Raw genomic sequence first — 25,269 nt, forward strand, 5'->3', positions numbered from 1 at the left:
CATTTTATTTGTATCTTTCTGATGAGGATTTTTTTGCATCGGAAAACAATAAGCATGAGATTCATGCTTTTTTACAATAGTAAATCGTCTCTATGATTTCCGGAGGCGTAGCTTTACCGCTAACTTATCGCTAATGAGTTTTGTATATCCGCAGTTTTTGTGGGGGTTGTTGGCTTTGAGCATCCCCATTATTATACATTTATTTAATTTCAGAAGGACCAAAAAAGTATATTTTAGCAATACCTTTTTTCTAAGAAATGTAAAAGAAACAACCACTTCCAAGCTGAAGGTGAAGCATTTGCTCATTCTTCTTGCCCGCTTACTCTTTATCACTTTCCTTGTGCTCACTTTTGCACAGCCTTTTCTTCCGGGAAAAGAAAGTGCTGATAGCGGCAACAACGCCGAAAAAATGGTTTATATCTATATGGACAATTCTCTGAGCATGTCGTCAGAATTGAGTTCCAATGCACGGGCGATAGATCAGGGTGTCAATTATATTGAAGAGATTCTTGCTCTCTACCCCCGCAATACGCAATATAAATTTTTGACCAATGAGTTTGGTAATTTCTCAAGGGTACCCAAGAGCAGTGACGAACTAAGTGAACTGATTGCTGAAGTAGAACTGAGCGGTGTCATCAGGAGCGGTAGTGAAATACTGAATAAAATACAAAGCGATATCAGTAGCAGTGCATTCGGACAGGAGACTGATGCGCAAGCTGATATTTATGTGATCTCTGATTTTCAACGTTCTACTTTTGGTGACCCTGAAGCATTTACTGAAGATACTACCCATAACATTAAACTGGTACCTATCAGCAGCAGCTTTGAATCCAATGTGTTTGTAGATTCTATCTACCTGGCCAACCCATTCGTACTGGCTGATGAGGCTAATGAACTGGCGGTAACCCTAAAGAATGATGGTAACGAAGACATAACTGATCAGATCGTCAGACTGCTTATCAATGAAGAACAGGTAGCCAGCGCCAGCCTTAATATTCCTTCCGATGCCAGTGGCACAGTACGGTTCAGCCTGAATTTTCCCCTGCAGCAAAACAATCGTAGTCAGATCGTTTTTGATGACTATCCGGTAACTTTTGACAATGAGTTCTATTTTACCCTAAACCTGGGAGATAAAATTTCAGTGCTGGAAATTAAATCTGAACAACTCAGCGTTCAGGATAGTAGCTCAGTAGCCAAAGTTTATGCTAATAAGAGCATATTTGATCTCCAGTCCTTTGGAGTGGGAAACCTGGATTATAGTCTGATAGAAAGCTCAGACTTAATCGTGATGAACGAAATCGGGAACACAGGCGATGAGGCTAACCGGGCGGTTATTCCCTACCTGCGCGAGTACATCAGTCAGGGCGGGCACATCATGTTTATTCCCCCCTCCAGTGGTGATATATCCCTACTGTCTGAGATTACCGGCAATACAGGAATATCGGCAGAGCGCATCGTAGTTCCTGACTCAGTAGATGTGGATCGTCCTCCGCTCGCAAATCTGGACATGGCGAATCCTTTCTACGATGGTATGTTTGAAGGTGAAACTGAAAACTTTGTAATGCCTTATGCTGAGAAGATTCTTCAACACAATCTCCAGGGAGAAGCTTTACTCAACTATCGTACTGGTGAACCATATTTATTGAATCTCAGTAAGCGCTACATCATGGCTGAAAATGGCTCTTCTGACCAGATTTCTTTTTTCTCCACACCATTACGAGATCCTGTTACCAATATACACCGCCATGCGATTTTTGTGCCTGTGATGTATCGGCTGGCATCCCGAAGCAAATCCATGAACAATCAGTTATATTATTATGTAGATAATCCGGTAATCGCCCTGGAGACGGCAAGTTTTAACAATGAATCTTCAGATGAGCAATCTGATGGTCCTGACCGCAGGTATCTTTATAAACTTATCAGGGAGGGAGAAGAAGTAATCCCCTCGCAGCGGATGATCAGTGGTCGTCTGCTTATGGAAATTCCTCAGGGAGTAATTCAGGCAGGCTTTTACGAACTTGTGCGGGTAGAGGAGAGTGCTTCCGGTGAGGGAAATCCTGAGCCCCTTACGACACTTTCTTTCAATATTGATGAAAATGAGTCACTGATCATGCAGTATGATGTGAGTGACCTGGAGGATATTTTTGAGAACTCCGCCAATGTCAATATTTATGAAGCAGAAAATGTAGAGGCATTTGCAGGTATGATTCGTAGTGAGCAAACCAATACCGCACTCTGGAAATATACTTTGCTCATGGCATTATTATGTTTGCTGACGGAAATATTACTCATCAGATTTCTGTAGGACAGGCTGAGTCATTATTTTTTATAAAAAAAGCGACCAAGTCAAATGCCAGCCACTTGAATAGAAGCAGCACTTCTTCTTAAGTTTGTTCTGCAATCAGATAATCCGTAAAATTGTCCGAAATCCGGAAATCAAAAGCGCTGATCTTTTTATCATGAATGTACTGCTTCGGTCCGTAAAGCTTATACACCCAAGTTCTTCCTTGCACCAAAAAGAAGTAGACCTCCTTATTCAAAATGGAGTCATCAAGCAACTTGCTCCCGCAGGTGAAGTCAAGCTCACTGACGATAGCATAGAAGTAATAAATGCCAGCGGAAAAATGGTTTCGGCAGGTTGGTTTGATATGCAGGTTAGCTTTGGTGACCCCGGAGAGGAGCATAAGGAAGACTTACTAAGCGGCGCTGCTGCTGCTGCTGCTGGTGGATTTACCGAACTTGCACTACTACCCAACACTTCTCCTGTAGTGCAGAGTAAGAGTGATATTCGCTATCTGATCAGCGATCTAGAAGAGCCGGTCAAGATTCATCCCATAGCTGCAGTGACCCGTGATGCTAAAGGGGATGAGCTGACTGAAATGATTGATCTTCATCATGCAGGTGCTATAGCGTTTTCGGACGGGCTAAATCCGCTCTGGCATACGCAAGTAATGCTTAAAGCATTGCAGTACATGCAGAAGATGGATAGCTTACTGATCAACCGACCGGAAGATTTGCACCTGACGCAGTATGCGGATATGCACGAAGGGCTTCAGAGCACCATTCTGGGCATGAAAGGGATGCCTGTGCTGGCAGAAACGCTGGCTATTGAAAGAGACCTCAGGCTTCTGGAATATGTATCGGAAATGTCAGTAGGTGCCTCACCCAGATTGCATTTTAGCAACATATCTTCGGCCGCAGCGGTAAAACTGATCAGAGAAGCCAAACAGAAAGGGCTGGCGGTAAGCTGCGACGTGGCAGCGCATCAATTGTACTTTACTGACCAAGCGCTTTCGGAATTTGATACCAACCTTCGGGTAAACCCTCCTTTGCGGACAGAAGAAGATCGTCAGGCATTGATTGAGGGTATTATTGACGGAACTATTGATACGATTGTCTCTTCCCATCAGCCTCACGAAGAGGAAAGCAAAAAGTGTGAGTTTGAACTTGCTGCCTTTGGGATGAGTGGACTGCAGACGGTACTTCCTATTCTATCGCAGGTCTTTACTGCTGAGCAGTTGCTGAATATAGTGCTGGACAAAATGATTACAACACCACGTGCATTACTGAAAATTGAGCCTGTTAAGATTGAAGAAGGTGCGGAGGCGAACCTTACTTTATTTGACCTGGAAAGTGGCTGGACGTTAAACGATAAAAGCAATCGTTCCAAATCCAGAAATTCACCATTCTGGGGACAAGCATTAAAAGGAAAAGTATGGGGAACGTTCTACCAAAACCGCTATCGTACAGATATATACTGAGGAATGGCTAAGCAATCAATTATGAAGTCCCCCTATTTAATTTTGCCCTTAAAATATGGAGTAGCCGGGGGAGTTTTGTCAATAATATTGTTTTTTATTGTTTTGGTAGTAGGAGGCAACCCATTGATTTCGAACCCTCTGGACTTTATTGTAAATTCTGTAATACTTCTAGTGTTTATTATTTTCAGTATCAGAGAATTTAAAAAGATTTATAATTCAAACACACTTCATTTTTGGCAAGGTATCAATGTTGGTTTTTTTACAGCCATCATTATTGGGTTCACAACTTCTTTTTTTATATATATTCACCTGACTTATATAAATCCTGAACTGTTAGCTTCTTACAGAGCAATAATTAGTGAGCAGTTAGCTACCAATAAGGAAGGATTCGTTGAACAGTTTGGAGAAGAAGTATATAATAAATCTTTACAAGATAATGAAAGTGTTACACCATTGAAGTTGGCTTTAGATGAGTTGATTAAGAAGAAATTAGTGATCGGCTTTTTTATTACTACCATCATCTCGGTGGTAATGCGACAACAACCTCTAACCAAAAAATCTAACTAAAATGAATCACGATCTTAAATACGGATTGATTCTGGGAATTATCAGCATCGTTATTTCTGCCTCCATTCTTATCATTGATTATACTTTACTAGCCAGCGCGTGGTGGATCGGGCTTGTCAACATCGCAATTACTGTGGGTATACTTATTTACGCAGGTTATCAGCTGAGATCAGAAAATGAAGGTGTACTTTCATTCAAAGATGCGTTTATGTCTACCTGGCTCATCATCGTGATTGCGGGTGCTATGGCCACGATATATAGTATCATACAGTACCATCTCATCACTCCGGAACTTCCCGCCCTGATTCAGGAGTCTATCATCAACCAGTCGGCTGCAATGATGGAAAGGTTTGGTGCTGACGACCAGACCATAGACGAAATGGTAGCCGAACTTGAGTCTGATAATTCATTTAGTGTAAACAATCTGCTGCTCAGCTTTTTTTATACCAGTATACTGGGTGGTGCGGTGCTGGCCATGATCATCGGACTCATTGTGAAGAAAAAACCGGAAGCAGATTTTAGATAATGGAAATCAATCAGAGGAAAGACATATCCGTAGTAGTTCCGCTTCTCAACGAAGAAGAGTCTCTTCCTGAACTGTGCGCGTGGATTGATAGCGTAATGCAAGCCCATGAACTACGCTACGAGATATTGCTGATTGATGATGGAAGCCGGGATCGTTCCTGGGAGGTAATCATAGATATTGCCAAGATGAACCCCAACGTGGAAGGTATTCGCTTTAACCGAAATTACGGTAAGTCAGCAGCTCTGAATACGGGCTTTGAACATGTAAAGGGAGAAGTAGTAATCACCATGGATGCCGACCTGCAGGATAGCCCTGATGAAATACCGGAGCTGTACCGTATGATCAAAAAAGAGGGGTACGATATGGTTTCCGGCTGGAAAAAGAAAAGGCATGACCCGCTGAGTAAGACTATCCCATCTCTGTTCTTCAATTATGTTACCCGCAAAATTTCAGGAATCAGGCTGCATGATTTTAACTGTGGATTGAAAGCTTATGATATTCACGTAGTTAAAAATTTGGAACTGTACGGGGAAATGCACCGCTATATTCCTATGCTTGCCCAGCGCCATGGTTTTGACAAGATCGGAGAAAAGGTAGTGGAACACCGTGCCCGAAAATACGGCAACTCTAAATTTGGCCTAGAAAGGTTCATTTACGGTTTTCTGGACCTGCTTTCTATTTCTTTCGTTTCTAAATTTAAGAAAAGGCCCATGCATTTTTTTGGTACCATGGGTACCTTGAGCTTCTTCTTCGGAATCATAGTCACCATCGGCCTGATCGCTGATAAACTTTATAAGTTAAATACTCATCTGCCAGTAAGAGAAGTTACAGACCAGCCATTGTTTTATCTGGCATTGGTAGCAGTTATCGTTGGGGTGCAGTTGTTTATGGCTGGTTTTGTAGCCGAAATGCTCACCATGAATTCTGAGAAAAAGAATGATTACATCATCTCTGAAAAAGTAAGTTTCCCTCGTAATAAAGTATTCTGATATGTTTTTTTCCCTGATCATTCCGGTATACAACAGGCCGGAAGACATGCAGGTAGTGTTAGATGGGCTGAGCCGACAAAGCTACAACCACTTTGAAGTAATTGTGGTAGAAAGTGGCTCTGAAATCAAATCAGATCAGGTCGTAGCCGCTTTTAAAGACCGACTGGATATACACTATTACCTCAAAGGGAATGATGGACAAGGCTTTTCCAGAAATTATGGCCTTGCCAGGGCAAAAGGAGATTACCTGATCATTCTGGACTCTGACATCATTATACCCTCTCACTATCTTCAAAGTGTATACGATTACCTGAAACACGATTATCTGAATGCCTTTGGGGGGCCGGATAAGGCTCATACATCATTTACTACAGTTCAGAAAGCTGCTGACTTTGCCCTTACATCCTATCTTACTACCGGAGGAACCCGGGGCAGAAAAAAAGGGGCCGGTACGTATTACCCCCGTAGCTTTAACATGGGGATGTCTCGTGCGGTGTATGAAAAAACCAAAGGCTTTGCCTTACCCAATTGTGGAGAGGATATTGAACTCAGCATTCGCATTCAAAAGTGGGGTTTTAAGACAGGCCTTATTCCAGATGCTTATGTATATCATAAGCGAAAGGACACGCTTGGTGGTTTTTTAAAACAAATGGAATGGTTTGGCAAATCACGCATCAATCTGTACCGAATTTATCCGGAAAGTCTGAAGCTAATGCATTTGCTACCGCTGGGTTTTTACCTTTATACGCTATTGATGCTCGTGCTACTTATAGTATTACCAATGTTAGGCTTTTCAATGCTTACCGCATTCTTCATCTATTTTGTAGCGGTATTTGTTGAGGCAATGCTGCGCTATCAATCTATTAAAGTAGCAGCCTTCAGTATTTGTACTTCGGCATCGGTTTTTATAGGATACGGATATGGTCTGATCAAGTATTTTTTTCTTCAGAAAGCTCCCTATACCAACTTCCCTGACATTTCTCAGCAGCCAAATGCGAACATTTAACCTGAGTTGCTGTTTACTACATAAGAAATAAAAAATTTTTTAACTATGAAAAAGACAATTTTTGTTTATATTTTTAGCTTCTTTTTATTAATTTTCATCATAAGTGCTTGCGATAGCAGTTCCACTAATGAAACGAGTGATCAAACTGCTGAAAGTGCTTCTGATACGGTTCTGGTAGAAAGTGCTGATGAAGAAATGGCTGCCAGCGGAGTTGATTTAGTGTTGTTAGCTTTTATGAATAACCGCTTGCAATACTATATGAGCGATCTCGCAGCGAAAAAAGCAAGTGCTGAAGAAGTACGCGAACTTGCTCAGTCAATCAACAACGTTGAGGAAGATGCCAGAGTGAAGCTTGAGGAACTTGCGCAGGCAACGGAAACAGATTTGCCTGAAGCCATCGGTGCTGGTCAAAAGATGAAGATTGATAGTATTGATGCTTTACCTCAGGAGCAGTTTGACCAAGCTTACCTGACAGAGGTAGTTGAGGAATACAAAGAAAATGTTGAGCGCCTGAACGAGCTGATCATAGAGGAAGAAGATAACCCTATAGTAGCTGGTTTAGTGGCAGATATAAAAGATTACCATGAGGAGCAAATGGAAAAAGCAGTCTCCTTATTGGAAGAATTAAGTTAATTTTGGTTTTACTCTTTTTGTGGTTTAAAGCCGGCCTTCACGTGGAGGCTGGCTTTTTTTATGGTTGAAAGTCAGGATGATTTTGGTCTTTTTCAGATACAATGGGCTGATCGGTTGGCCATTCTACATTGAAGTAGGGGTCATTCCAGCGAATGCCTCTTTCTTTGCCTGGTGCATAAAAGTTTGAGACCAGATAATACGCTTCAGTGTGATCTTCAAGCGTAATGAAAGAATGAGCAAAATGTTCAGGTACGTACAATGCCCTATGGTTTTCATCTGATAGCTCTACTGCTACGTATTGGCAATAAGTCGGTGAGTCCTTGCGCAGGTCAATGATGACATCCAGTAACTTACCTTTAACACATCTTATGGTTTTTGCCTCTTCAGCTCCTTCTACCTGATAGTGAAAGCCCCTAAGGGTGTGCTTTTTTTCTGAACGGGATAAGTTAGCCTGAGCGACAGTAGGATTTAGGCCATGCTCTTTGTACTCATTGGCACAAAATGCACGCGAAAAAAATCCTCGCTCATCACCTATTTTTTTTAAGTCTAGAATATATGCTCCGGCTAATTTGGTCTCTGTAAATATCATTCCTTAAGTTATTCTTCTTATCTAAAATAATATCATAAGTCAGTTCTCTGATATGTATTACTGGATCAGGCTCAATCTCTTGGCCAGCGTTTTGAGACGGACAAACTGATCGCCATCAAAATCTTTGGCACTGAAGTGATGCTCAATCAGCTTATCAAAAAGCTCCTGCATACCTTTTTGCAGATCGTATTCCAACTTAAAATCTGGCAGTAAAGAATAGAGTAAATCAAAATTCACTTTATAGTTTCTCGGATCTTCACCAACTTCCCCCGTGTAGACGATTTCGGCATCAGGAAGTAACTTCTGTACCTGATCTGCGACATCGCGAACCTGATAATTCTCACTGTTTGCTCCGATATTAATGATACGGTTGTGCATTTTATCTTTTGGTGCTTCCGCCAGAGCGACGAAAGCATGAGCAATGTCTTTGCAGTGGATCAGTGGACGCCAGGGTGACCCATCACTTTTGATGGCGATATTGCCTTTAGACACAGCGCATGCCAGGAGGTTATTCACTACCAGATCTATGCGTAGCATGGGGGAGTAGCCATAAGCCGTAGCATTGCGTAAAAAAACGGGTGAAAAGTTTTCATCGGCCATGGCTCCAATACGCTTCTCTGACTCAATTTTGGATTTGGCATAAGCAGTTAGTGGGTTGACCGGGTCATTTTCGTCCATGTCCAGCTTGGCGCCTTTTCCGTAGATAGAACAGCTACTGGCAAAGAGAAAGCGAGATACGCCCGTACTTTTGGCTAGCCTTGCCAGGCGCACGCTTCCCTCCAGATTGATCTGGTAAGTAAGTTCTGGATCTACATCCCCCATAGGGTCGTTGGACAGAGCGGCCAGATGCATGACTGCGTCATGGCCACGAAGATCCTCTTCCTGCACTTCCCTCACATCTTTAATCAGCTCATGGTCGGGTTTTTCATATGCTTCCCAGGCGCAGCCTTCGTAGAGGTTGATGTCACAGCCGGTAACTTCATGCCCTTTGGCCTTAAGCAAACTTATAAGGTGGGCACCTATGTATCCATTATGTCCGCTTACAAATATTTTCATGAATTAGAATTTAACATTTTGAAAATGTTTTTGGCTTCTTCCTTAAAACGCAGCTGAACTTCATACTCATAACAGGATTGTAGCTTTTGCGCACTTACCTTCAAGTCATCAGGATAGACTGTTTGGTCTTCTCGATTAATTTTGATGGGAAGCACCTTACCATACATTTCCTGGTAGGCCTCTCGTACCTGCTCAGCTACATACAGCATGGTATAGGTTTCCTCTCCGGCAATGTTAAAGTAATCGTTTGGAGCAGGGCGCTCCAATGCTTCCTGCACAATTTTACAAACATCGCCCATCCAGATAAAGTCACGTGTAGCCTGCCCGTTTGATTTCAGTACAATCTGCCCTTCGGTAGCAGCCATTCTTGAAAGGTCATTCAGTACCAGGTACCATTTAGAAGAATCATGGTCTTTGGGGCAACCATAGCTATTTGTCAGCCTGAATATGGTATAAGGTATATGATGTGTACTGAAGAACTGCTTGACATAGTATTCGGCAAAAAGGTGCGTACTGCCATAGTCATTTTTGGGTTCGGTGGGTGTCTCTTCAGTAATCAGCCCACTTCTCTGTCCATATACCTGAAAAGTAGAGAAGTATATAAAGTTTTTCAGTGCTTTATCCTTAAAATAATCCAGCAGGTTTCTGGTGCCCAGCGCATTGACCAATAGTGCATCTTTGGCAAAGTTGTCTTTAAAGTAGTCATTGACACTGGCAGTATGTACTACATGGTCAAAAGTATAAGGACTTAACTGCTGTTGACAGGACTTGGCATCCGAAATGTCACAAGTGATGAAAGTGAAGTTCAGATCCTGAAATATCGGTCGCTTACGACTGGCGAGTACAAATACATTCATATCGGTATAACGGCAGAAGTAATCGGTAAGCCAACTGCCCAGATTGCCAAGACCACCGGTGATCAAAAGGTTTTTACTCATCTTATATTGTTTACCAGATTTTCCAACGAGGACTATCTGTTTCCCACATATCTTCCAGCATACGTTTATCACGAAGGGTATCCATACACTGCCAGAACCCTTTGTGTTTGTAGGCTACTAATTGTCTGTCACGTACCAGCATGTTCAAGGGTTCCCTTTCAAACATAGTTTCATCTCCTTTGATGTAATCCAGCACCTTAGGTTCACAGACAAAAAAACCGCCGTTGATCCAGCCTCCTTCTCCTTCTGGTTTTTCCTCAAAGCTATTGACCGTCATGTCTTCTCCGATCCTCATGGCCCCAAATCGGCCTTCGGGCTGTACAGAGGTCATAGTGATCATTTTATCGTGCTTTTTATGAAAGGACAACAAAGCATTAATATCAATATTGGAAACACCATCACCATAGGTAAACATGAAAGGCTCGTCCTGATTGAGATAAGGTTGAGCACGTTTCAGCCTTCCACCTGTCATAGTCTCCAATCCGGTATTAACCAGCGTTACCTTCCAGGGTTCCTCATTGCTCTTACTGTGTGTTTCAATTTTATTATTGGCGATGTCTATGGTAACATCATTTTGATGCAGGAAGTAATTGGCAAAATATTCTTTGATCACATACCCTTTGTATCCCAGCAGGATGACAAAATCATTGAATCCGTAGGAAGAGTAGATCTTCATAATATGCCACAGGATGGGTCGCCCACCAATTTCTACCATGGGCTTGGGTATCAGATGTGTTTCTTCGCTCAAACGTGTGCCAAACCCTCCGGCCAGTATTAATACTTTCATACTTGTTTTATTATGGTATCCATAAATGACAAAACTCTTATTCTCTCTTCTTCAATTTACTTTTGTGCCTCAAGCTTCTCGCAGAAGTAAATGGTTTCGCTATCCATTAACGCATGCCATTTAACTACAGCCGCAGGTAATGTTCGTACATAATCATCTTCAGTCACTTTAAAACCTGCTTTTCGCAAACGATCTGCGTAATCAAGTCCATACATACGTACATGATCACGTTGTCCGAAGGCCTTCTCCCGCTCCACCGGATCAGTAATTGTAGGGTCTTCTTTGGTAATCGGGAAATTATAAACAGGTGATTGTATAATGGCCCACCCCCCTGGTCTGAGTACTCTGTAAAGCTCGCTCATGCAGCGAATATCGTCATCAACATGCTCCATCACATGATTACAAAAAACAATATCAAACGAACTGTCCTCAAAAGGTACATCATGCAGATCCATCTTTACTTTTGCCCAGGGAGACTCCAGATCTGCAGTAATGTATTCCAGGTTGGGCATTTTTTCAAAACGGTGGATAAAACAAATTTCAGGAGCTACGTGGAGCACCTTATGTTTAGCTGAAAAAAAATCAGTTTTATTTTTTAAAAATAACCACATCAGACGGTGCCTTTCCAGTGTTAATGAGCTGGGGCATAGTGCATTAGGTCGGGTTTCAATTCTTCCATAGGGTAAAAACCTGCGATATTTTTTCTCATCTACCGGACATTGGACATTGTTTCCCCGATAAAAAAACGCTATAATGTTGAGAAATTTCTGCCCGAAACGCTGCAAATACTTGCGAGGTATGTAACGTATGGCCCAGCGGATCAATTTTTTCATGGCACAAATATAAGCCTGTTTACCTACTTATGAAGGGCTTGAATTGATTTGTAAGGATAAGTTTTAGCTAAGGAACTATTATTGTTAAGATTGTATTCTCTATACTTGTAATTCTTTAAGAAGAATATGCTTATGAAAACCTATAAGTTTAAAACTAACATTAATTGTGGCGGCTGTGTTGAAACCGTTTCATCGTACCTAAACAACTCCCAGGAAGTATTACAATGGGAGGTAGATACGGAAAACGAGGACAAAGTTTTGACCGTCATGGGGCAGGAGTCCCTGGAATCAAGAGATGTCGTGGATATTATTAATCTGGCCGGCTTCTCTGCAAAACCACTAAAGAAAGGAATTTTAACTAAAATCTTCGGAAGTTGATTTTAGTAACATGTACAGAACAAATGAAAAAGGACGACTGCGAAGTCGTCCTTTTTCATTTAATGGTAAATTTCTGGCCTTGATTTAAATAAGTCGTTGTTTTTCTCCTCATCATCGCTTTTGCAAAGCGCTTTAAGTAAACTTGTATCGTTATTCCATTTGCTTCCGTCAAAGAATTCAGCGCCTTTGTGATCTCTCACTTTGTACAATGATTTCTCTCTGTAACAGGTACCAATGTAAACATGAGCCAGATTTTGTTCATGTGCCCAGTTAATGACTTTCCACATCATCCATTTTCCTAAAGAGTGTGAGCGCATGTATTCGGTATCGTAAAAAGAGAACCAATAATGGAGCATATCACCTTCCATCACAGTAAAAACATAACCAAAGACCTTCTCATTAGAACAGAAAGTGATAATATGGGTAAGCATATCCCTGTTTAGCACATACTGCAAGCGTTCGGCTTGCATAGCGCCTCCCGAGAAGCGTTCTTCGGCATAATCGGAGCAAAACTGACGGAATGTTTCGTCCTGAAAATCAAAGTTTTCTTTTTTATACACTTCCATACTAATATCAAGAGGCTCTATTTTGCGGTTTACCCGACGATTTTCAGAACTGTTTTTAAATTCCTGTAAGTTGACTCTCAGACTTCTGGCAAGGTAAAAAGTATCTTCTTCCAGGCTGGTATTTCCTGTATAGGGAAGAAATCCTTTTGCATAAATTTCAGGAAGCTCTTTCTGAGCCTCTTTGATGCAATATACCGCGTAAGAAAAAGTGTAAGTTGAGTAATCCGTTTTGTATTCGGAGAATAGTGTTTTCATTTCAGTTTTCGTCTCTTTTGTAAAAAATATAATCTGTCACAGGCGGCTCCATACCATTTTCACGAATCAGTGTAGCCACTTGTCCTCTGTGGTAAGTAGAGTGATTGACTATGTGCAGCAGAATGTCCCTGATGGTATTTTGATAAGTGTTGCCCTTTGAGTTAGTATAATTAATTACTTTGTGCAGATCGTTTGCCTCCTGCAGTAGTTGTATAGATCGGGAATAATTGTCTTCATTAACTTTTGCAAAGCTATTGATCACATGGATTTCCCAAACGTCAAAAATGGGGGCTTCATCTTTTATTCGGGCTAGCCAGATATGGTGTGCATTGATGATATGACTAAAAAGTTTAATGCCTTTTTCTACATTAAAATTATTTTCAGTAAAGCTGCGAATGAATAATTTGTTCGCATACTGGTTGTAGTCAAATAAACTTTTTAAGGTGGTGTCCATTTCAAATATGTTTATATAAACAAAGATAATAGCTCAAACCAGTGGGAAAAAATTTCTGAACTCACGAATTTATTTTTCGTTACTATCAGTTATATATTTGTTATCTCACATTTAATTTTCCCATCACTAACAGAGGAGTATATTGTGAAATTTGAGCAGATTCAACAACAATTGGGTAAATACAAGCAGGAGGGGAAAAAGGTATTCACTTCATCATCTTTTCAGACACACAGCCTGGTACTTTTGCATATACTTAGCCGAATTGATCGCAGCATTCCTATTTATTTTCTCAATACCGGTTATCATTTTCCAGAGTCCGTAGCTTTCGCGGAAGAAGTCGCTGAAAGTTTTGGACTAAGTCTGGTCAGGCTAAACCCCATAGTACCCAAGCATCAGCAGAAAGATGCCGAAGGCAACCTTTTATTTACTTCAGACCCTGATTATTGCTGTTACCTCAATAAAACTCAGCCTATGGATGCAGTTTTGCGTGAGTATGATGTTTGGATCAATGGTATTCGCGCTGAGCAAAGCCGAGTGCGTCAGGCTATGAAAATAGAACAGGCAGCCCCTCATGACGTCATCCGATTCCACCCTATGCTGGACTGGACTATTCAGGAAATATTTGCCTACATTCGTGAGTATGACCTGCCTCGTCATCCCTTGGATGCCAAGGGGTACGCAAGCATTGGATGTGAGCCTTGTACCAAAAAGCCTGATCCTGATATGCAGGAGAGAGAGGCGCGCTGGTATGGTATGAACAAAACGGAATGTGGACTTAATACAGATCTGGTAAAATCTTAATATATGAATGTTTTAGTAACTGGAGGTGCCGGCTATTTAGGCACACAATTGGTTGCGCAACTGGTAAATGACCCCGCTGTTTCTCGTATTATTGTTTATGATAATCTATCACGAGATAACTTTCACTTATTTTTAGGTCACCCTTTTACTGATAAAAGCACTAAAGAGCTTAAAATTGATTTTGTACACGGTGAGCTTTTAGATACCCGTAAGCTGCGATCTGTAGTTAAAGATGCTGACATTGTGTATCATTTGGCGGCAAAGGTTGTTACACCTTTTGCTACTACCGATGGACATGCTTATGAGCAGACAAATCATTGGGGCACAGCTGAGCTAGTCTATGCTATAGAAGAGTCTTCGAAGGTACAAAAGTTGATTTATCTAAGCAGTACCTCAGTATATGGTTCTTCTGAGACCCTGGTGGATGAAAATACCCGGCCCAATCCCCAGACAATATATGGAATCTCTAAGCTTAGGGCTGAGGATCATGTCAAGCGTATGTTTACCAAGATACCTACTTACATCATGCGCTGCGGCAATGTATATGGATATAACAAAAGCCTACGCTTTGACGCTGTGATCAATCGCTTTATGTTTGAGGCCAATTTTAAAAGACGCATCTCCATACATGGTGATGGAAAGCAAAGAAGAGCATTTGTCAATGTGCAGCGGGTAGGGGAGGTGCTGGGCGCTTTGCTTCATACCGACATGCCCTCAGATATCTATAATCTCGTGGATAAAAATTTCCAGATCCTGGACATCGTGGATGTGGTAAAGGCCATTTATTTTGATCTGGAGTTTATTTTTGTCAATCGCCATCTGGGGCTTAGGGAACTCTCTGTAGATACAGAACTAAAACTTTTTAAGTATCTGCCTGAATGGGAAGAAGCTTCCTTATTAGATGAAATGGAAGAGTTTAAAACCCGCTTTTCATTTTAGTTCTTTCCCGTAAAAAAACATAAAAAAAAGGAGGTCTAATCCTCCTTTCTCTTTTTATTGGTCATTACTTTTTAGCAAAACTCGTTGAATACATCAATAAGATGTTCGGCAATCATTTCTGCCGGACGGCCTTCTATATGATGTCTTTCTACAAAGTGAACCAGTTCTCCATTTTTAAAGAGTGCGATTGAAGGAGAGGAAGGAGGGTAGGGCAAAGTAAATTCACGCGCTTTCTCCACTGCTTCTTTATCTACCCCTGCAAAAACGGTAGTAAGGTGATCAGGTTGCTTTTCACTATGCTGCAAAGCATATTTTACCCCTGGACGGGCGGCACCGGCAGCACATCCACACACTGAATTAATTACCATTAAGGTGGTGCCTTTGTGTTCACTCAAATGCGTTTCAACCTCTTCTGCTGTCTTAAACTCCTGAAATCCTGCTACGGTCAGGTCTTCGCGCATGGGTGCTACTAATTGTTCTGGATACATATCTTGTCTTATTTTACTTTAAATAAAAAATTACATAAACCCTAATTCCAACTTAGCTGCCTCAGACATCATATCCTGAGTAAAAGGAGGGTCAAAGGTAAGTTCAACTTTAACATCTCCTATACCTTCTATAGCCTTTACTTTTTGTTCTACCTCAGCGGGAATGGTCTCAGCAGCAGGACAAGCCGGAGAAGTGAGTGTCATCAGTATATATACGTTATTAACCGGATAAGTACTGATCTCGTAAATTAATCCTAACTCATAAACATCTACCGGAATTTCAGGATCATATACGGTTTTAATTGCATTGATAACCTTGTCCCTCAAACTTTCCGTTGTTGAATTTTCTGTAGTATCTGTGCTCATAATATTTAATTACTTGGTTGCTTCAATACGATCTTTTTGTACTAAGGCAAATAGCTTGATCTGCTTAATCATGGCAGCAAATCCATTGGAACGCTGCGTACCAATAAAGCGGTTCATTCCGATTTTGTCTATAAAGTAAAGATCAGCGTCCAGGATGTCTTTTACCTTTTGATGATCAAAAATACGTACTAACAAACTTACTAACCCTTTGGTAATCGCAGAATTACTATCAGCCTTGAAATGCAATCTGTCGTCTTCAGCTTCAGGTACTACCCAAACTTTTGACTGGCAGCCTTTAATAATATTATCTTCAATTTTGTACTTCTCCTCCAATTCGGGTAGTTTCTGACCAAGCTCCATAATATAAAAGTTAGTCATTTCCTGATCGCCCTCTAGAAGAGAAAACTCTTCAATAATCTCATCTTGTATTTCGCTTATCTTCTCCGCCATATTAAGCAATTATGCTTTCACTAATAAACTTAAGCTTTTGTTTACGCTTATCGTAATTAACAGCTTATTTACGCATCATTTTTACAATTCTATGTATACCTTCCAGCATACTATCAATTTCCTCTCTAGTATTATAAACAGAAAATGAAGCCCTGGCCGTTCCTTCAATACCATACCAATCCATAAGGGGTTGAGTACAGTGGTGTCCAGTACGGATGGCTACACCACGGGCATCCAGCATTTGTCCCAAATCAAAATGAAAAATGTCTTCCACAACAAAAGAAACCACACTTACCTTTGTTGAAGCCGTTCCGATAATTTTTAGTCCTTCAATTTTTTCTAATTCCTGCTGGGCATACGTTAACAGTTCCTGCTCATAAGTATGTATTTGTGGCTTTCCAATTTTTTGAACGAAGTCAATTGCCTGCTTAAAAGACACAACTCCGGCTATATTGGGGGTCCCTGCCTCAAACTTGTAAGGAATATCGTTGTAGGTGGTATGCTTAAAACTTACGTTGCTGATCATTTCCCCACCCGATTGGTAAGGAGGCATCTTTTCCAGCAACTTTCTTTTGCCATAAAGCACCCCTACACCTGTAGGCCCGTACATTTTATGTGCAGAAAGTGCATAAAAGTCACAATTTAGTTTTTGAACGTCAATCTCCAAATGAGCTGATGCCTGAGCACCATCTACTATCACTACCGCATTCTGCGCATGTGCCAGCTCAATGATTTCCTGCACAGGATTAATTGTTCCCAAGCTATTAGAAGCGTAGACAACACTGACGATTTTAGTTTTTTCGCTAAGCAGCTTGCGGTATTCATCCAATATAATTTCTCCCTGCTCATTTACCGGAATGATCTTCAGCTCAGCTCCTTTTTCTTCACACAGGATTTGCCAGGGAACAATGTTGGAATGATGTTCCATTGCTGAAATGATGATTTCATCACCCTCTTTCACAAAGGCTCTCCCGTATGAAGATGCTACAAGATTGATACTGTCAGTAGTACCTTTGGTAAAAATGATTTCTTCAGCCTCGCGAGCACCTAAAAAATTTTTTAAGGACTGTCTTGTAGCTTCAAAATCCGCAGTAGCCCTTTCTGCCAAAGTATGTATGCCTCTGTGAATGTTTGCGTTATCGCGCTTGTAATAATGGTTCAGCGCATCTATAACCTGTTGAGGCTTCTGAGTAGTAGCAGCATTGTCAAAATAAACCAGGGGTTTACCATTAACTTCTTGACTCAGCACAGGAAACTGCTTACGCACTTCCTGTACGTCAAAAGCTGTACTCAAGGTATCGATATGTTGAGACGAAGTATCGCTCATATTATAGCTCTTTTTCCAAACGCTTACTGATCTCCTGTTCAATAACCTCCAGAAGTGCATCAGTTTTGATGTGTTGAATTACATCTCCGGCAAAAGCTTTGAGCAATACAGCTCTGGCCTGGGTTTTGCTCAGGCCGCGCGTTTGAAGATAAAACATTTGCTCTGCATCCAATTGCCCAGTAGTAGCACCGTGAGAACACTTTACATCATCTGCCCAGATTTCCAACTGGGGTTTGGTGTCAATAGAGGCCTCATCAGTGAGCAGAATATTAGCATTGGACTGAAAAGCATTGGTCTTTTGTGCGTTGGGACGCACAAAAATCTTCCCGTTAAATACACCTTTAGACTGATCATCCATAATACCTTTGTACAGCTCATTGCTAAAAGCATTAGGTTTTTTGTGGTCTACAGAAGTGTGATTGTCCACATGGCTTTGACCATCTAACATATAGAGGCCATACATATGCGATTCGCAGTATTCAGCATCCAGTACAGCATTTATATTATTACGGATCATGGCTCCTTTGAGTGAAATACTGGTACCGTGGAAATGACTATTCTGTGCTTGTAATATCTGCGTGGTGCCTGTATGATAAGCTGCGTCACTTTCGTTTTGATATTTGCAGTAGTGTAGATGGGCAGCATCCTTGAGCACAACCTCTGTAACAGGATTATTATAACTGGATGATTTTCCAAAAGTATGGAATATCTCAATCAGCTGAGCTTGCGCGTTTTCTTCTACTACAAACAGGTTACGAGGATGCGCTATCACATTATCTGTACTGGCATCACTGAAAAAATAGGTGATGACAGGTTTCTCAGTAGCTTTATTTTTTGGGACATGTAAAAAAACACCGTCATCAATCATTGCCGTGTTAAGCGCAATAAAAGGGTCACTATTCACATCAGCTTGCTTACCGAGATACGCACTTAGCTCTTCATTTTGCTCTTCAAATGCTTGTTGAAGTGTCAGAAGAGTTATTCCGTCACTCAAAGAGACATTTGTAGATAGTGATTCTATAAAATGACCATTGACAAATACTAAATGATTTGCTTCTACATCTACTAAATTCTCCTTAACCTGTTTCTCCAGCTCAGCAGAAATTTTGGGAGTAGGAGATGGCGTTACATCCAAACTATTGAACTGCTTCTCTAACTGCCGAGTGATAGGGGTATACTTATATTCTTCTTCTTTTTTAGCCGGCAAACCTTTGGCAGCAAAGCTCTCTATGGCTTCCTGGCGCAGGGAGGCAAGGGCATTATTTGAAGATTGCTTATCTGACAGACTATATTGCTCAATAAAAGCAGATGTCAAATCTGTCTTTTTACTTTTTGTTACCTGACTCATAGCTATGCTTTATAAGTTTGATAAAAAATTTAAGCAACAGCCTGATCGGCGATTTCTTTAATCCAGTCATATCCTTTGTCTTCAAGTTCAAGAGCAAGCTCTTTGGTACCTGATTTTACTATTCTTCCGTTATAAAGGACATGCACATAATCAGGAATAATGTACTCAAGAAGTCGCTGGTAGTGGGTAACTACGATAGTAGCATTATCTTTATTTTTAAGCTTATTGACACCATTTGCTACAATACGAAGCGCATCTATATCCAGACCAGAGTCTGTCTCATCTAAAATGGATAATTTAGGCTCTAACATTGCCATCTGGAAAATCTCATTTCTTTTCTTTTCTCCTCCGGAAAAGCCTTCATTTAATGAACGGTTCAACAAAGACTGATCAATATCTACCAATTTCATCTTTTCTTTCATCGTCTTAAGAAAAGATACGGCATCCAGAGGGTCCAGACCTTTGTGCTGTCTAATCTGGTTGATAGCTGTTTTCAGAAAATTAGTGGTGCTCACACCAGGAATTTCAACCGGGTACTGGAAGGCAAGAAATATGCCTTCACGCGCACGCTCTTCAGGATCCATCTCCAGAAGGTCATTGCCAAGATATTCTATGCTACCCTCAGTAACTTCAAAATCCTCTCTTCCGGCCATAACTGAAGCCAGAGTACTTTTGCCAGAACCATTAGGCCCCATGATGGCATGGACCTCACCGGCTTTTACTTCCAGGTTAATACCCTTCAGGATATCTTTATCTTCTATTTTTGCTTTAAGGTTATTTATCTTCAGCATCTTCCAACTTGTGTATGTGTATATAGTATAAACAAAATCAGAAGGAAACCACCTTCTGATTTGATAAAATATCGAGATTAATAATGTTTGATTAGCCTACGCTACCCTCTAATGTAAGCGCCAGAAGCTTTTGTGCTTCCACTGCAAACTCCATGGGCAGCTGATTTAATACTTCTTTACAGTACCCATTAACAATCAGGGCGACAGCATCTTCTTCACCTATGCCTCGCTGATTACAGTAGAAAATCTGGTCCTCGCCGATTTTAGAAGTAGTGGCTTCATGCTCTATCTGAGCAGTATTGTTATCAGACTCTATATAAGGAAAGGTGTGCGCACCACATTGATCACCCATCAATAAAGAATCGCACTGGGAGAAGTTACGCGCGTTATCTGCACGTTTCATTACTTTTACAAGTCCACGGTAGCTGTTCTGGCTATGCCCAGCTGATACTCCTTTGGATACGATACGGCTCTTAGTATTTTTACCGATATGTATCATTTTGGTGCCGGTATCAGCCTGCTGATAGTTATTTGTAACTGCCACAGAATAAAACTCTCCGATGGAATTGTCACCTTTCAGAATACAGCTTGGGTATTTCCAGGTCACAGAAGATCCGGTTTCTACTTGTGTCCAGGAAATTTTAGAATTGTCTCCTGAACAGATGCCACGCTTGGTTACAAAATTATAAATTCCACCTTTACCATTCTTGTCACCGGGATACCAGTTTTGTACGGTAGAATATTTGACTTCAGCATCTTTAGCGGCATAGATTTCTACTACTGCAGCATGTAACTGATTCTCGTCACGCTGAGGAGCGGTACAACCTTCCAGATAACTAACATAAGAACCCTCTTCGGCTACGATAAGCGTACGCTCAAACTGTCCGGTATTAGCCGCATTAATACGGAAGTATGTAGACAATTCCATAGGACATCTTACTCCTTTGGGAATGTAGCAGAAAGATCCATCGCTAAACACTGCTGAATTTAGCGCGGCAAAATAATTATCATTCTGAGGGACAACTGACCCAATATACTTCTTTACCAGTTCAGGGTGATTATGAACAGCTTCGCTGAATGAGCAGAAAATAATTCCCAGATCGCCGAGCTTCTCCTTAAAAGTAGTAGCTACTGAAACACTGTCCATTACCGCATCTACTGCCACACCGGTAAGCCTTTTTTGCTCTTCCAGAGAGATACCAAGGCGTTTAAACGTATCAAGCAATTCCGGATCAACCTCTTCTAAACTCTTCGGTTTAACCTTTTGCTTAGGTGCTGCATAATAAATGATATCTTGGTAATCAATTTCAGGATATTTTACATTATGCCAGCTAGGCTCCTTCATGGTAAGCCAATGACGATAAGCTTTTAGGCGCCATTCCAAAAGCCATTCAGGTTCTTCCTTTTTAGCAGAAATAAATCTTATAATATCTTCGTTGAGACCTTTGGGAGCTGAATCAGATTCAATATTAGATTCAAAGCCATACTTATAATCTGAGTTGGTAAATTCCTCAAGAATCTGGTTGTCCTTACTCATAGTTAATTATTGGTAAACAAATATTTCTAAAGACTTGTACATATGGTTAACACGCAAAAAAATTAAACGTTTCCATACGTGTCAAAATTTGACTGTAAATTGCTGGAGTGGACGTTTTTCCACTAATTACTTATTTGGAACGAATTTAAACAAGCAGTGTTACAGTTCAAAATTTATTATTTATTCACCAAGCTGAATATGACGGTTGAGGCTTTCTTCGAGAGAGATAAGCGTTTCAGTACGCACGATTCCATCAATTTTTTGGATTTTGTCGTGCAAAACTTCTCTGAGATGTTTGGTATCCCGACAATGGATTTTGATGAAGATACTGTAGTTACCAGTAGTATAGTGAATCTTAACTACCTCAGGGACTTTCTTAAGTTCATCCACCACTTGGTTGTACAAAGAACTTTTTTCAAGGTAAATTCCCAAAAAAGCTGTAATATCGTAGCCAAGTTTTGAGTAATCCATATTGAGGGTAGTGCCTCTCACAATGCCCATCTCTTCCATTTTGCGCATGCGGACGTGAACAGTTCCCCCGGATACGTATACTTTTTTGGCAATTTCAGTGTAAGGAATTTTTGCATCTTCAGATAGTAGTGCAAGGATTTTGAGGTCGATGTTATCAATTTCTAAATTTTTGCTCATTTTGATGGGGCAAATTAGGTTTGGTTTAATTTTAACTGCTTAAAATTACGACATATATAAATTTTAATCAAATTTATTAAATTTTTTTTAAGTTGAAAGATTAAATCTTAATTTAGCAAATGAACAGAGAGATAAACGAATCTCTTATATCACACTGTAGGGTGATGAAACTGGCAGACATGCCCTCCCGTCTCGAGGGTGGAGACAACGGAATAAACGCTGATCTATATTAGCGCTAACCGCTCCGTGGAGGTTCGATTCCTCCCCCTACAGCACTTCATTTTTTGGGTTAATGTTGTTTTCAAAAAAGGCCATGAGTTTTCATGGCCTTTTTTGGTATATAACTACCACTTAAAAATCCACTTAAACCAGTTTTTTGCAATCCTTCCGAATTATAATCATTCCATTAGAAAATTTTAAATAATATTCATATTATTAGCATGACTATTTAATTATTTAAAATAATTAAGCTACTAAAATGAATGTTAAAGAAGAGTTGCCTTGGTTAGAAAATTATCCTGACAGTGTTCCTAAGGATATTAACCCTCATGAATATGAGTCATTAGCAGAGCTTTTTGAAGAATGCTTTAGTAAATATAGTGACCTTACTGCTTATGAGTGCATGGGTAAAAGTTTAAGCTTTAAAGAATTGGGAGAGCAATCTGCACATTTTGGGGCCTTTTTGCAGCAAGAGCTAGGCTTGCGAAAAGGAGATCGGATTGCCATTCAGTTGCCCAATCTCCTGCAGTATCCTATAGTAGCCTTCGGTGCATTACGAGCGGGATTGATTATTGTAAATACAAATCCCCTTTACACTGCCAGAGAAATGGAACATCAGTTTAAAGACTCAGGGGTAAAGGCTATCGTAATATTGGCAAATTTTGCTTGCAATCTTGAAAAAATCATTGACAAAACCGCTATTGAACATGTCATCATTACAGAGATAGGAGATAGGCTGGGAGGGCTGAAGAAGACGATAGTTAACTTCGTGGTAAAAAACATTAAAAAGATGGTTCCCACTTATCACCTCCCTCAAGCCATTAAATTAAATGATGCACTGAGCAAAGGCAGGTCATATACGCTCAAGCAACCAGAAATAAAAGGAAGTGATACGGCTTGTTTACAATATACAGGAGGTACTACCGGAATTTCCAAAGGGGCCATTCTTTCCCACACTAATCTGGTTGCCAATATAGAGCAGATGGTGATATGGATGAAGGTGAGGCTTAACGAAAGAGAGGAAGTGATTATTACAGCTTTGCCCCTGTACCATATCTATGCTTTTACAGTAAATTGTCTGGGCATGCTTAAGCTTGGGGCTAAAAATATCCTGATCACCAATCCCAGGGATATGAAGTCATTTCTAAAGGACCTTAAGAAGTATCCTTTCACAGTCATTACCGGAGTGAACACCCTCTACAATGCGTTACTGAATCAAACTGAGTTTACGAAGCTGGACTTTAGCCACCTTAAAGTGGTGAGTGCAGGAGGTATGGCCGTGCAGAAAGTCGTAGCTGAAAAATTTAAGCAAGTGACGGGGATTGGCATCGCAGAAGGTTATGGCCTTACTGAAACTTCACCGGTACTCACTACCAATAGAATAGACGGGAAGGAAAGGATCGGTACGATTGGATTGCCGGTACCGAGCACAAAACTGATTATCGCGGATGATAATGAGCAGGAAGTTCCTATTGGTGAAGCAGGTGAAATATATGCCAAAGGTCCTCAGGTGATGTCCGGCTATTGGGAAAAGGAAGAGGAGAGCAAAAATGCCTTTAGCAAAGATGGATGGTTCAAAACCGGAGATATTGGTATTATGGACAATGATGGGTTTGTAAAGATCATAGACAGGAAAAAAGAGATGATCAATGTGTCTGGATTTAATGTGTATCCAAATGACATTGAAGACACTGTAGCAGCACATCCCAAAGTGATGGAAGTTGGTGCCATCGGCGTGCCCGACGAAAAATCAACTGAAGTTGTAAAAATATGTGTAGTGAAAAAAGACCCGAGCCTGACGGCACAGGAATTAAAAGAATATTGCAAGGAGAACATGACTCCTTACAAAGTACCCAAATTCATTGAATTCCGGGATGAGTTACCCAAATCTAATGTAGGCAAAATTCTGAGAAGGTTATTGAAGGAGGGTGAAACGAAAGTTTGATCCGTTTTGCTTGACTAAGTTTGTAATGAAAGAAGCATGAGGTAAAACTTCATGCTTTTTTTATCTCTACATATTAATTTTAGCATACTTGACAATCATTACTACTAATCTGACCTAATTATGAGCGTAAGCAGAACCAAACTATGTTCAGACGGACCTGAGTTTTCTCGTCTGGTTACGGGTACCTGGCGATTGTTAGATCAACCTCCTCAATCTTCTCAAGAGACACTTGGCATGATAGAGCAGTGTGTTGATTTGGGCATTACTACATTTGATGAAGCAGATATTTATGGTGATTATGGTAGCGAAGCGCTATTCGGCAAGGCGCTGGAACTTAATCCTTCTCTTAAATATAAAATTGAGATAGTCACTAAATGTGGTATTAAGCTGATCTCAGATAAGCGTCCTTCTCATTATATCAAACATTATGATACTACCAAAAACCATATTATTGCTTCAGTAGAAAATTCTTTGAAAGTGCTAGGGGTGGATCATATAGACTTGCTTTTACTCCATCGCCCTGATCCGCTGATGAACCCTGATGAGATCGCTGAGGCTTTTATGCTACTTAATGAACATGGAAAGGTTTTTCATTTTGGGGTCTCTAACTTTACTGTACGACAGTTTGAATTGCTACAATCCCGTATGAGAACCCCTTTAGTTACCAATCAGCTTGAAGCCTCTTTGTTGAAGAGAGATGCTTTTCTGGATGGTAATATTGATTACCTCATGCAACATAAAAAATCTCCCATGGCCTGGTCACCGTTTGGAGGAGGTTCTCTTTTTAGCAATAGTGAAGGAAACAAAAGATTACATAAAGCAATGAGTGAACTAAGCGACAAGTATGGTGGTGCAGGCTACGATCAGCTTGCGCTTGCCTGGCTTTTTCATCACCCTGCTAACTTGTTACCTATTCTGGGAACGAGAAAATTAGAAAGAATTTGTGCTGCAGCAATGTCAGAAACTATACAGCTTACAAGAGAAGAATGGTTTCAGTTATGGGTTGCGGCAGGAGGACAGATCCCCTGAAAATTTATTGCTCCGCGATGTATATAGTACGATAATCGTATGA

At 40.7% G+C, this 25,269-nt stretch carries 27 protein-coding genes; 12 read left to right on the forward strand and 15 right to left on the reverse strand.

Annotation, left to right across the window (positions count from 1 at the left end; all coding sequences use genetic code 11):
* Positions 1 to 133 precede the first annotated feature (133 nt).
* The 7 genes from OKW21_RS04880 to OKW21_RS04910 all read left to right on the forward strand — a co-directional run bounded on the left by OKW21_RS04880 (position 134) and on the right by OKW21_RS04910 (position 7,482).
* Positions 134 to 2,305 carry a BatA domain-containing protein gene (locus OKW21_RS04880; RefSeq protein ID WP_277477834.1) on the forward strand — a complete coding sequence of 724 codons (2,172 nt, stop codon included), beginning with the start codon at positions 134 to 136 and terminating at the stop codon, positions 2,303 to 2,305.
* A gap of 154 nt (positions 2,306 to 2,459) precedes the next feature.
* On the forward strand, positions 2,460 to 3,761 hold the full coding sequence (locus OKW21_RS04885; protein ID WP_277477835.1) for a dihydroorotase: 1,302 nt from the start codon (positions 2,460 to 2,462) through the stop codon (positions 3,759 to 3,761).
* A gap of 21 nt (positions 3,762 to 3,782) precedes the next feature.
* Complete coding sequence (locus OKW21_RS04890; RefSeq protein ID WP_277477836.1) at positions 3,783 to 4,328, forward strand: DUF4199 domain-containing protein; 546 nt, start codon at positions 3,783 to 3,785, stop codon at positions 4,326 to 4,328.
* Between the two features lies 1 nt (position 4,329).
* Positions 4,330 to 4,854, forward strand: a complete 525-nt coding sequence (locus OKW21_RS04895) for a DUF4199 domain-containing protein (RefSeq protein WP_277477837.1) — start codon at positions 4,330 to 4,332, stop codon at positions 4,852 to 4,854.
* Positions 4,854 to 5,843, forward strand: a complete 990-nt coding sequence (locus OKW21_RS04900) for a glycosyltransferase family 2 protein (protein ID WP_277477838.1) — start codon at positions 4,854 to 4,856, stop codon at positions 5,841 to 5,843. The genes OKW21_RS04895 and OKW21_RS04900 overlap by 1 nt, the downstream gene beginning before the upstream one ends.
* A gap of 1 nt (position 5,844) precedes the next feature.
* The gene (locus tag OKW21_RS04905) at positions 5,845 to 6,849 is read left to right on the forward strand and encodes a glycosyltransferase (protein WP_277477839.1); all 1,005 of its coding nucleotides are present in this window, start codon (positions 5,845 to 5,847) and stop codon (positions 6,847 to 6,849) included.
* A 45-nt stretch (positions 6,850 to 6,894) separates the two neighbouring features.
* Positions 6,895 to 7,482, forward strand: coding sequence for a DUF4142 domain-containing protein (locus OKW21_RS04910; RefSeq protein WP_277477840.1), 588 nt, complete (start codon positions 6,895 to 6,897; stop codon positions 7,480 to 7,482).
* A 58-nt stretch (positions 7,483 to 7,540) separates the two neighbouring features.
* Here OKW21_RS04910 and rfbC read toward each other — a convergent pair whose 3' ends face one another.
* Genes rfbC through OKW21_RS04935 form a run of 5 tightly spaced genes read right to left on the reverse strand, consistent with a single transcriptional unit; the run spans position 7,541 to position 11,685 of the window.
* Entirely contained in the window at positions 7,541 to 8,071 is a 531-nt protein-coding gene (rfbC, locus tag OKW21_RS04915; RefSeq protein ID WP_277477841.1) for a dTDP-4-dehydrorhamnose 3,5-epimerase, read from the reverse strand.
* 57 nt (positions 8,072 to 8,128) lie between these two features.
* Positions 8,129 to 9,127: an NAD-dependent epimerase/dehydratase family protein gene (locus OKW21_RS04920; RefSeq protein WP_277477844.1), complete on the reverse strand. Its 999-nt coding sequence runs from the start codon at positions 9,125 to 9,127 to the stop codon at positions 8,129 to 8,131.
* Positions 9,124 to 10,065, reverse strand: coding sequence for an NAD-dependent epimerase/dehydratase family protein (locus OKW21_RS04925; protein ID WP_277477845.1), 942 nt, complete (start codon positions 10,063 to 10,065; stop codon positions 9,124 to 9,126). The genes OKW21_RS04920 and OKW21_RS04925 overlap by 4 nt, the downstream gene beginning before the upstream one ends.
* Before the next feature lie 10 nt (positions 10,066 to 10,075).
* A complete protein-coding gene (gene rfbF / locus OKW21_RS04930; RefSeq protein WP_277477846.1) occupies positions 10,076 to 10,852 on the reverse strand; it encodes a glucose-1-phosphate cytidylyltransferase in 777 nt (258 codons plus the stop codon).
* 56 nt (positions 10,853 to 10,908) lie between these two features.
* Entirely contained in the window at positions 10,909 to 11,685 is a 777-nt protein-coding gene (locus tag OKW21_RS04935) for a class I SAM-dependent methyltransferase (RefSeq protein ID WP_277477847.1), read from the reverse strand.
* 132 nt (positions 11,686 to 11,817) lie between these two features.
* On the opposite strand from OKW21_RS04935, the gene OKW21_RS04940 reads away from it, so the two are divergent.
* Positions 11,818 to 12,063, forward strand: a complete 246-nt coding sequence (locus OKW21_RS04940) for a heavy-metal-associated domain-containing protein (RefSeq protein ID WP_277477848.1) — start codon at positions 11,818 to 11,820, stop codon at positions 12,061 to 12,063.
* Between the two features lie 59 nt (positions 12,064 to 12,122).
* Here OKW21_RS04940 and OKW21_RS04945 read toward each other — a convergent pair whose 3' ends face one another.
* Together OKW21_RS04945 and OKW21_RS04950 are read right to left on the reverse strand one after the other, a co-directional pair.
* Positions 12,123 to 12,884 carry a GNAT family N-acetyltransferase gene (locus OKW21_RS04945; RefSeq protein WP_277477850.1) on the reverse strand — a complete coding sequence of 254 codons (762 nt, stop codon included), beginning with the start codon at positions 12,882 to 12,884 and terminating at the stop codon, positions 12,123 to 12,125.
* A gap of 1 nt (position 12,885) precedes the next feature.
* On the reverse strand, positions 12,886 to 13,338 hold the full coding sequence (locus OKW21_RS04950; RefSeq protein WP_277477851.1) for a DinB family protein: 453 nt from the start codon (positions 13,336 to 13,338) through the stop codon (positions 12,886 to 12,888).
* A gap of 144 nt (positions 13,339 to 13,482) precedes the next feature.
* Here OKW21_RS04950 and OKW21_RS04955 point away from each other — a divergent pair, with 144 nt between their 5' ends.
* Both OKW21_RS04955 and OKW21_RS04960 read left to right on the forward strand, forming a co-directional pair.
* Positions 13,483 to 14,139, forward strand: a complete 657-nt coding sequence (locus tag OKW21_RS04955; protein WP_277477852.1) for a phosphoadenylyl-sulfate reductase — start codon at positions 13,483 to 13,485, stop codon at positions 14,137 to 14,139.
* A gap of 3 nt (positions 14,140 to 14,142) precedes the next feature.
* Positions 14,143 to 15,078: an NAD-dependent epimerase/dehydratase family protein gene (locus OKW21_RS04960; RefSeq protein WP_277477854.1), complete on the forward strand. Its 936-nt coding sequence runs from the start codon at positions 14,143 to 14,145 to the stop codon at positions 15,076 to 15,078.
* Positions 15,079 to 15,149: 71 nt separating this feature from the next.
* Here OKW21_RS04960 and OKW21_RS04965 read toward each other — a convergent pair whose 3' ends face one another.
* From OKW21_RS04965 to OKW21_RS05000, 8 genes are all read right to left on the reverse strand, one after another.
* Positions 15,150 to 15,566 (reverse strand): BrxA/BrxB family bacilliredoxin, encoded by a 417-nt coding sequence (locus OKW21_RS04965; RefSeq protein WP_277477855.1) that lies wholly within the window; start codon positions 15,564 to 15,566, stop codon positions 15,150 to 15,152.
* 30 nt (positions 15,567 to 15,596) lie between these two features.
* Complete coding sequence (locus tag OKW21_RS04970; RefSeq protein ID WP_277477856.1) at positions 15,597 to 15,932, reverse strand: DUF59 domain-containing protein; 336 nt, start codon at positions 15,930 to 15,932, stop codon at positions 15,597 to 15,599.
* A gap of 9 nt (positions 15,933 to 15,941) precedes the next feature.
* A complete protein-coding gene (locus OKW21_RS04975; RefSeq protein WP_277477857.1) occupies positions 15,942 to 16,382 on the reverse strand; it encodes a SufE family protein in 441 nt (146 codons plus the stop codon).
* Between the two features lie 64 nt (positions 16,383 to 16,446).
* Complete coding sequence (locus OKW21_RS04980) at positions 16,447 to 17,709, reverse strand: aminotransferase class V-fold PLP-dependent enzyme (RefSeq protein ID WP_277477858.1); 1,263 nt, start codon at positions 17,707 to 17,709, stop codon at positions 16,447 to 16,449.
* Position 17,710: 1 nt separating this feature from the next.
* Positions 17,711 to 19,057 (reverse strand): Fe-S cluster assembly protein SufD, encoded by a 1,347-nt coding sequence (sufD, locus tag OKW21_RS04985; protein ID WP_277477859.1) that lies wholly within the window; start codon positions 19,055 to 19,057, stop codon positions 17,711 to 17,713.
* A gap of 29 nt (positions 19,058 to 19,086) precedes the next feature.
* Complete coding sequence (gene sufC, locus OKW21_RS04990) at positions 19,087 to 19,848, reverse strand: Fe-S cluster assembly ATPase SufC (RefSeq protein WP_277477861.1); 762 nt, start codon at positions 19,846 to 19,848, stop codon at positions 19,087 to 19,089.
* Positions 19,849 to 19,939: 91 nt separating this feature from the next.
* Entirely contained in the window at positions 19,940 to 21,385 is a 1,446-nt protein-coding gene (sufB, locus tag OKW21_RS04995) for a Fe-S cluster assembly protein SufB (protein ID WP_277477863.1), read from the reverse strand.
* A 180-nt stretch (positions 21,386 to 21,565) separates the two neighbouring features.
* A complete protein-coding gene (locus tag OKW21_RS05000) occupies positions 21,566 to 22,033 on the reverse strand; it encodes an Lrp/AsnC ligand binding domain-containing protein (RefSeq protein ID WP_277477865.1) in 468 nt (155 codons plus the stop codon).
* Between the two features lie 478 nt (positions 22,034 to 22,511).
* On the opposite strand from OKW21_RS05000, the gene OKW21_RS05005 reads away from it, so the two are divergent.
* Both OKW21_RS05005 and OKW21_RS05010 read left to right on the forward strand, forming a co-directional pair.
* The gene (locus tag OKW21_RS05005; protein WP_277477867.1) at positions 22,512 to 24,197 is read left to right on the forward strand and encodes an AMP-binding protein; all 1,686 of its coding nucleotides are present in this window, start codon (positions 22,512 to 22,514) and stop codon (positions 24,195 to 24,197) included.
* A 120-nt stretch (positions 24,198 to 24,317) separates the two neighbouring features.
* Positions 24,318 to 25,226: an aldo/keto reductase gene (locus OKW21_RS05010; RefSeq protein WP_277477869.1), complete on the forward strand. Its 909-nt coding sequence runs from the start codon at positions 24,318 to 24,320 to the stop codon at positions 25,224 to 25,226.
* The last annotated feature ends 43 nt before the right edge of the window (positions 25,227 to 25,269 follow it).

Origin of the sequence: Catalinimonas alkaloidigena, from assembly GCF_029504655.1 — a bacterium.
GTDB classification, from domain to species: domain Bacteria; phylum Bacteroidota; class Bacteroidia; order Cytophagales; family Cyclobacteriaceae; genus Catalinimonas; species Catalinimonas alkaloidigena.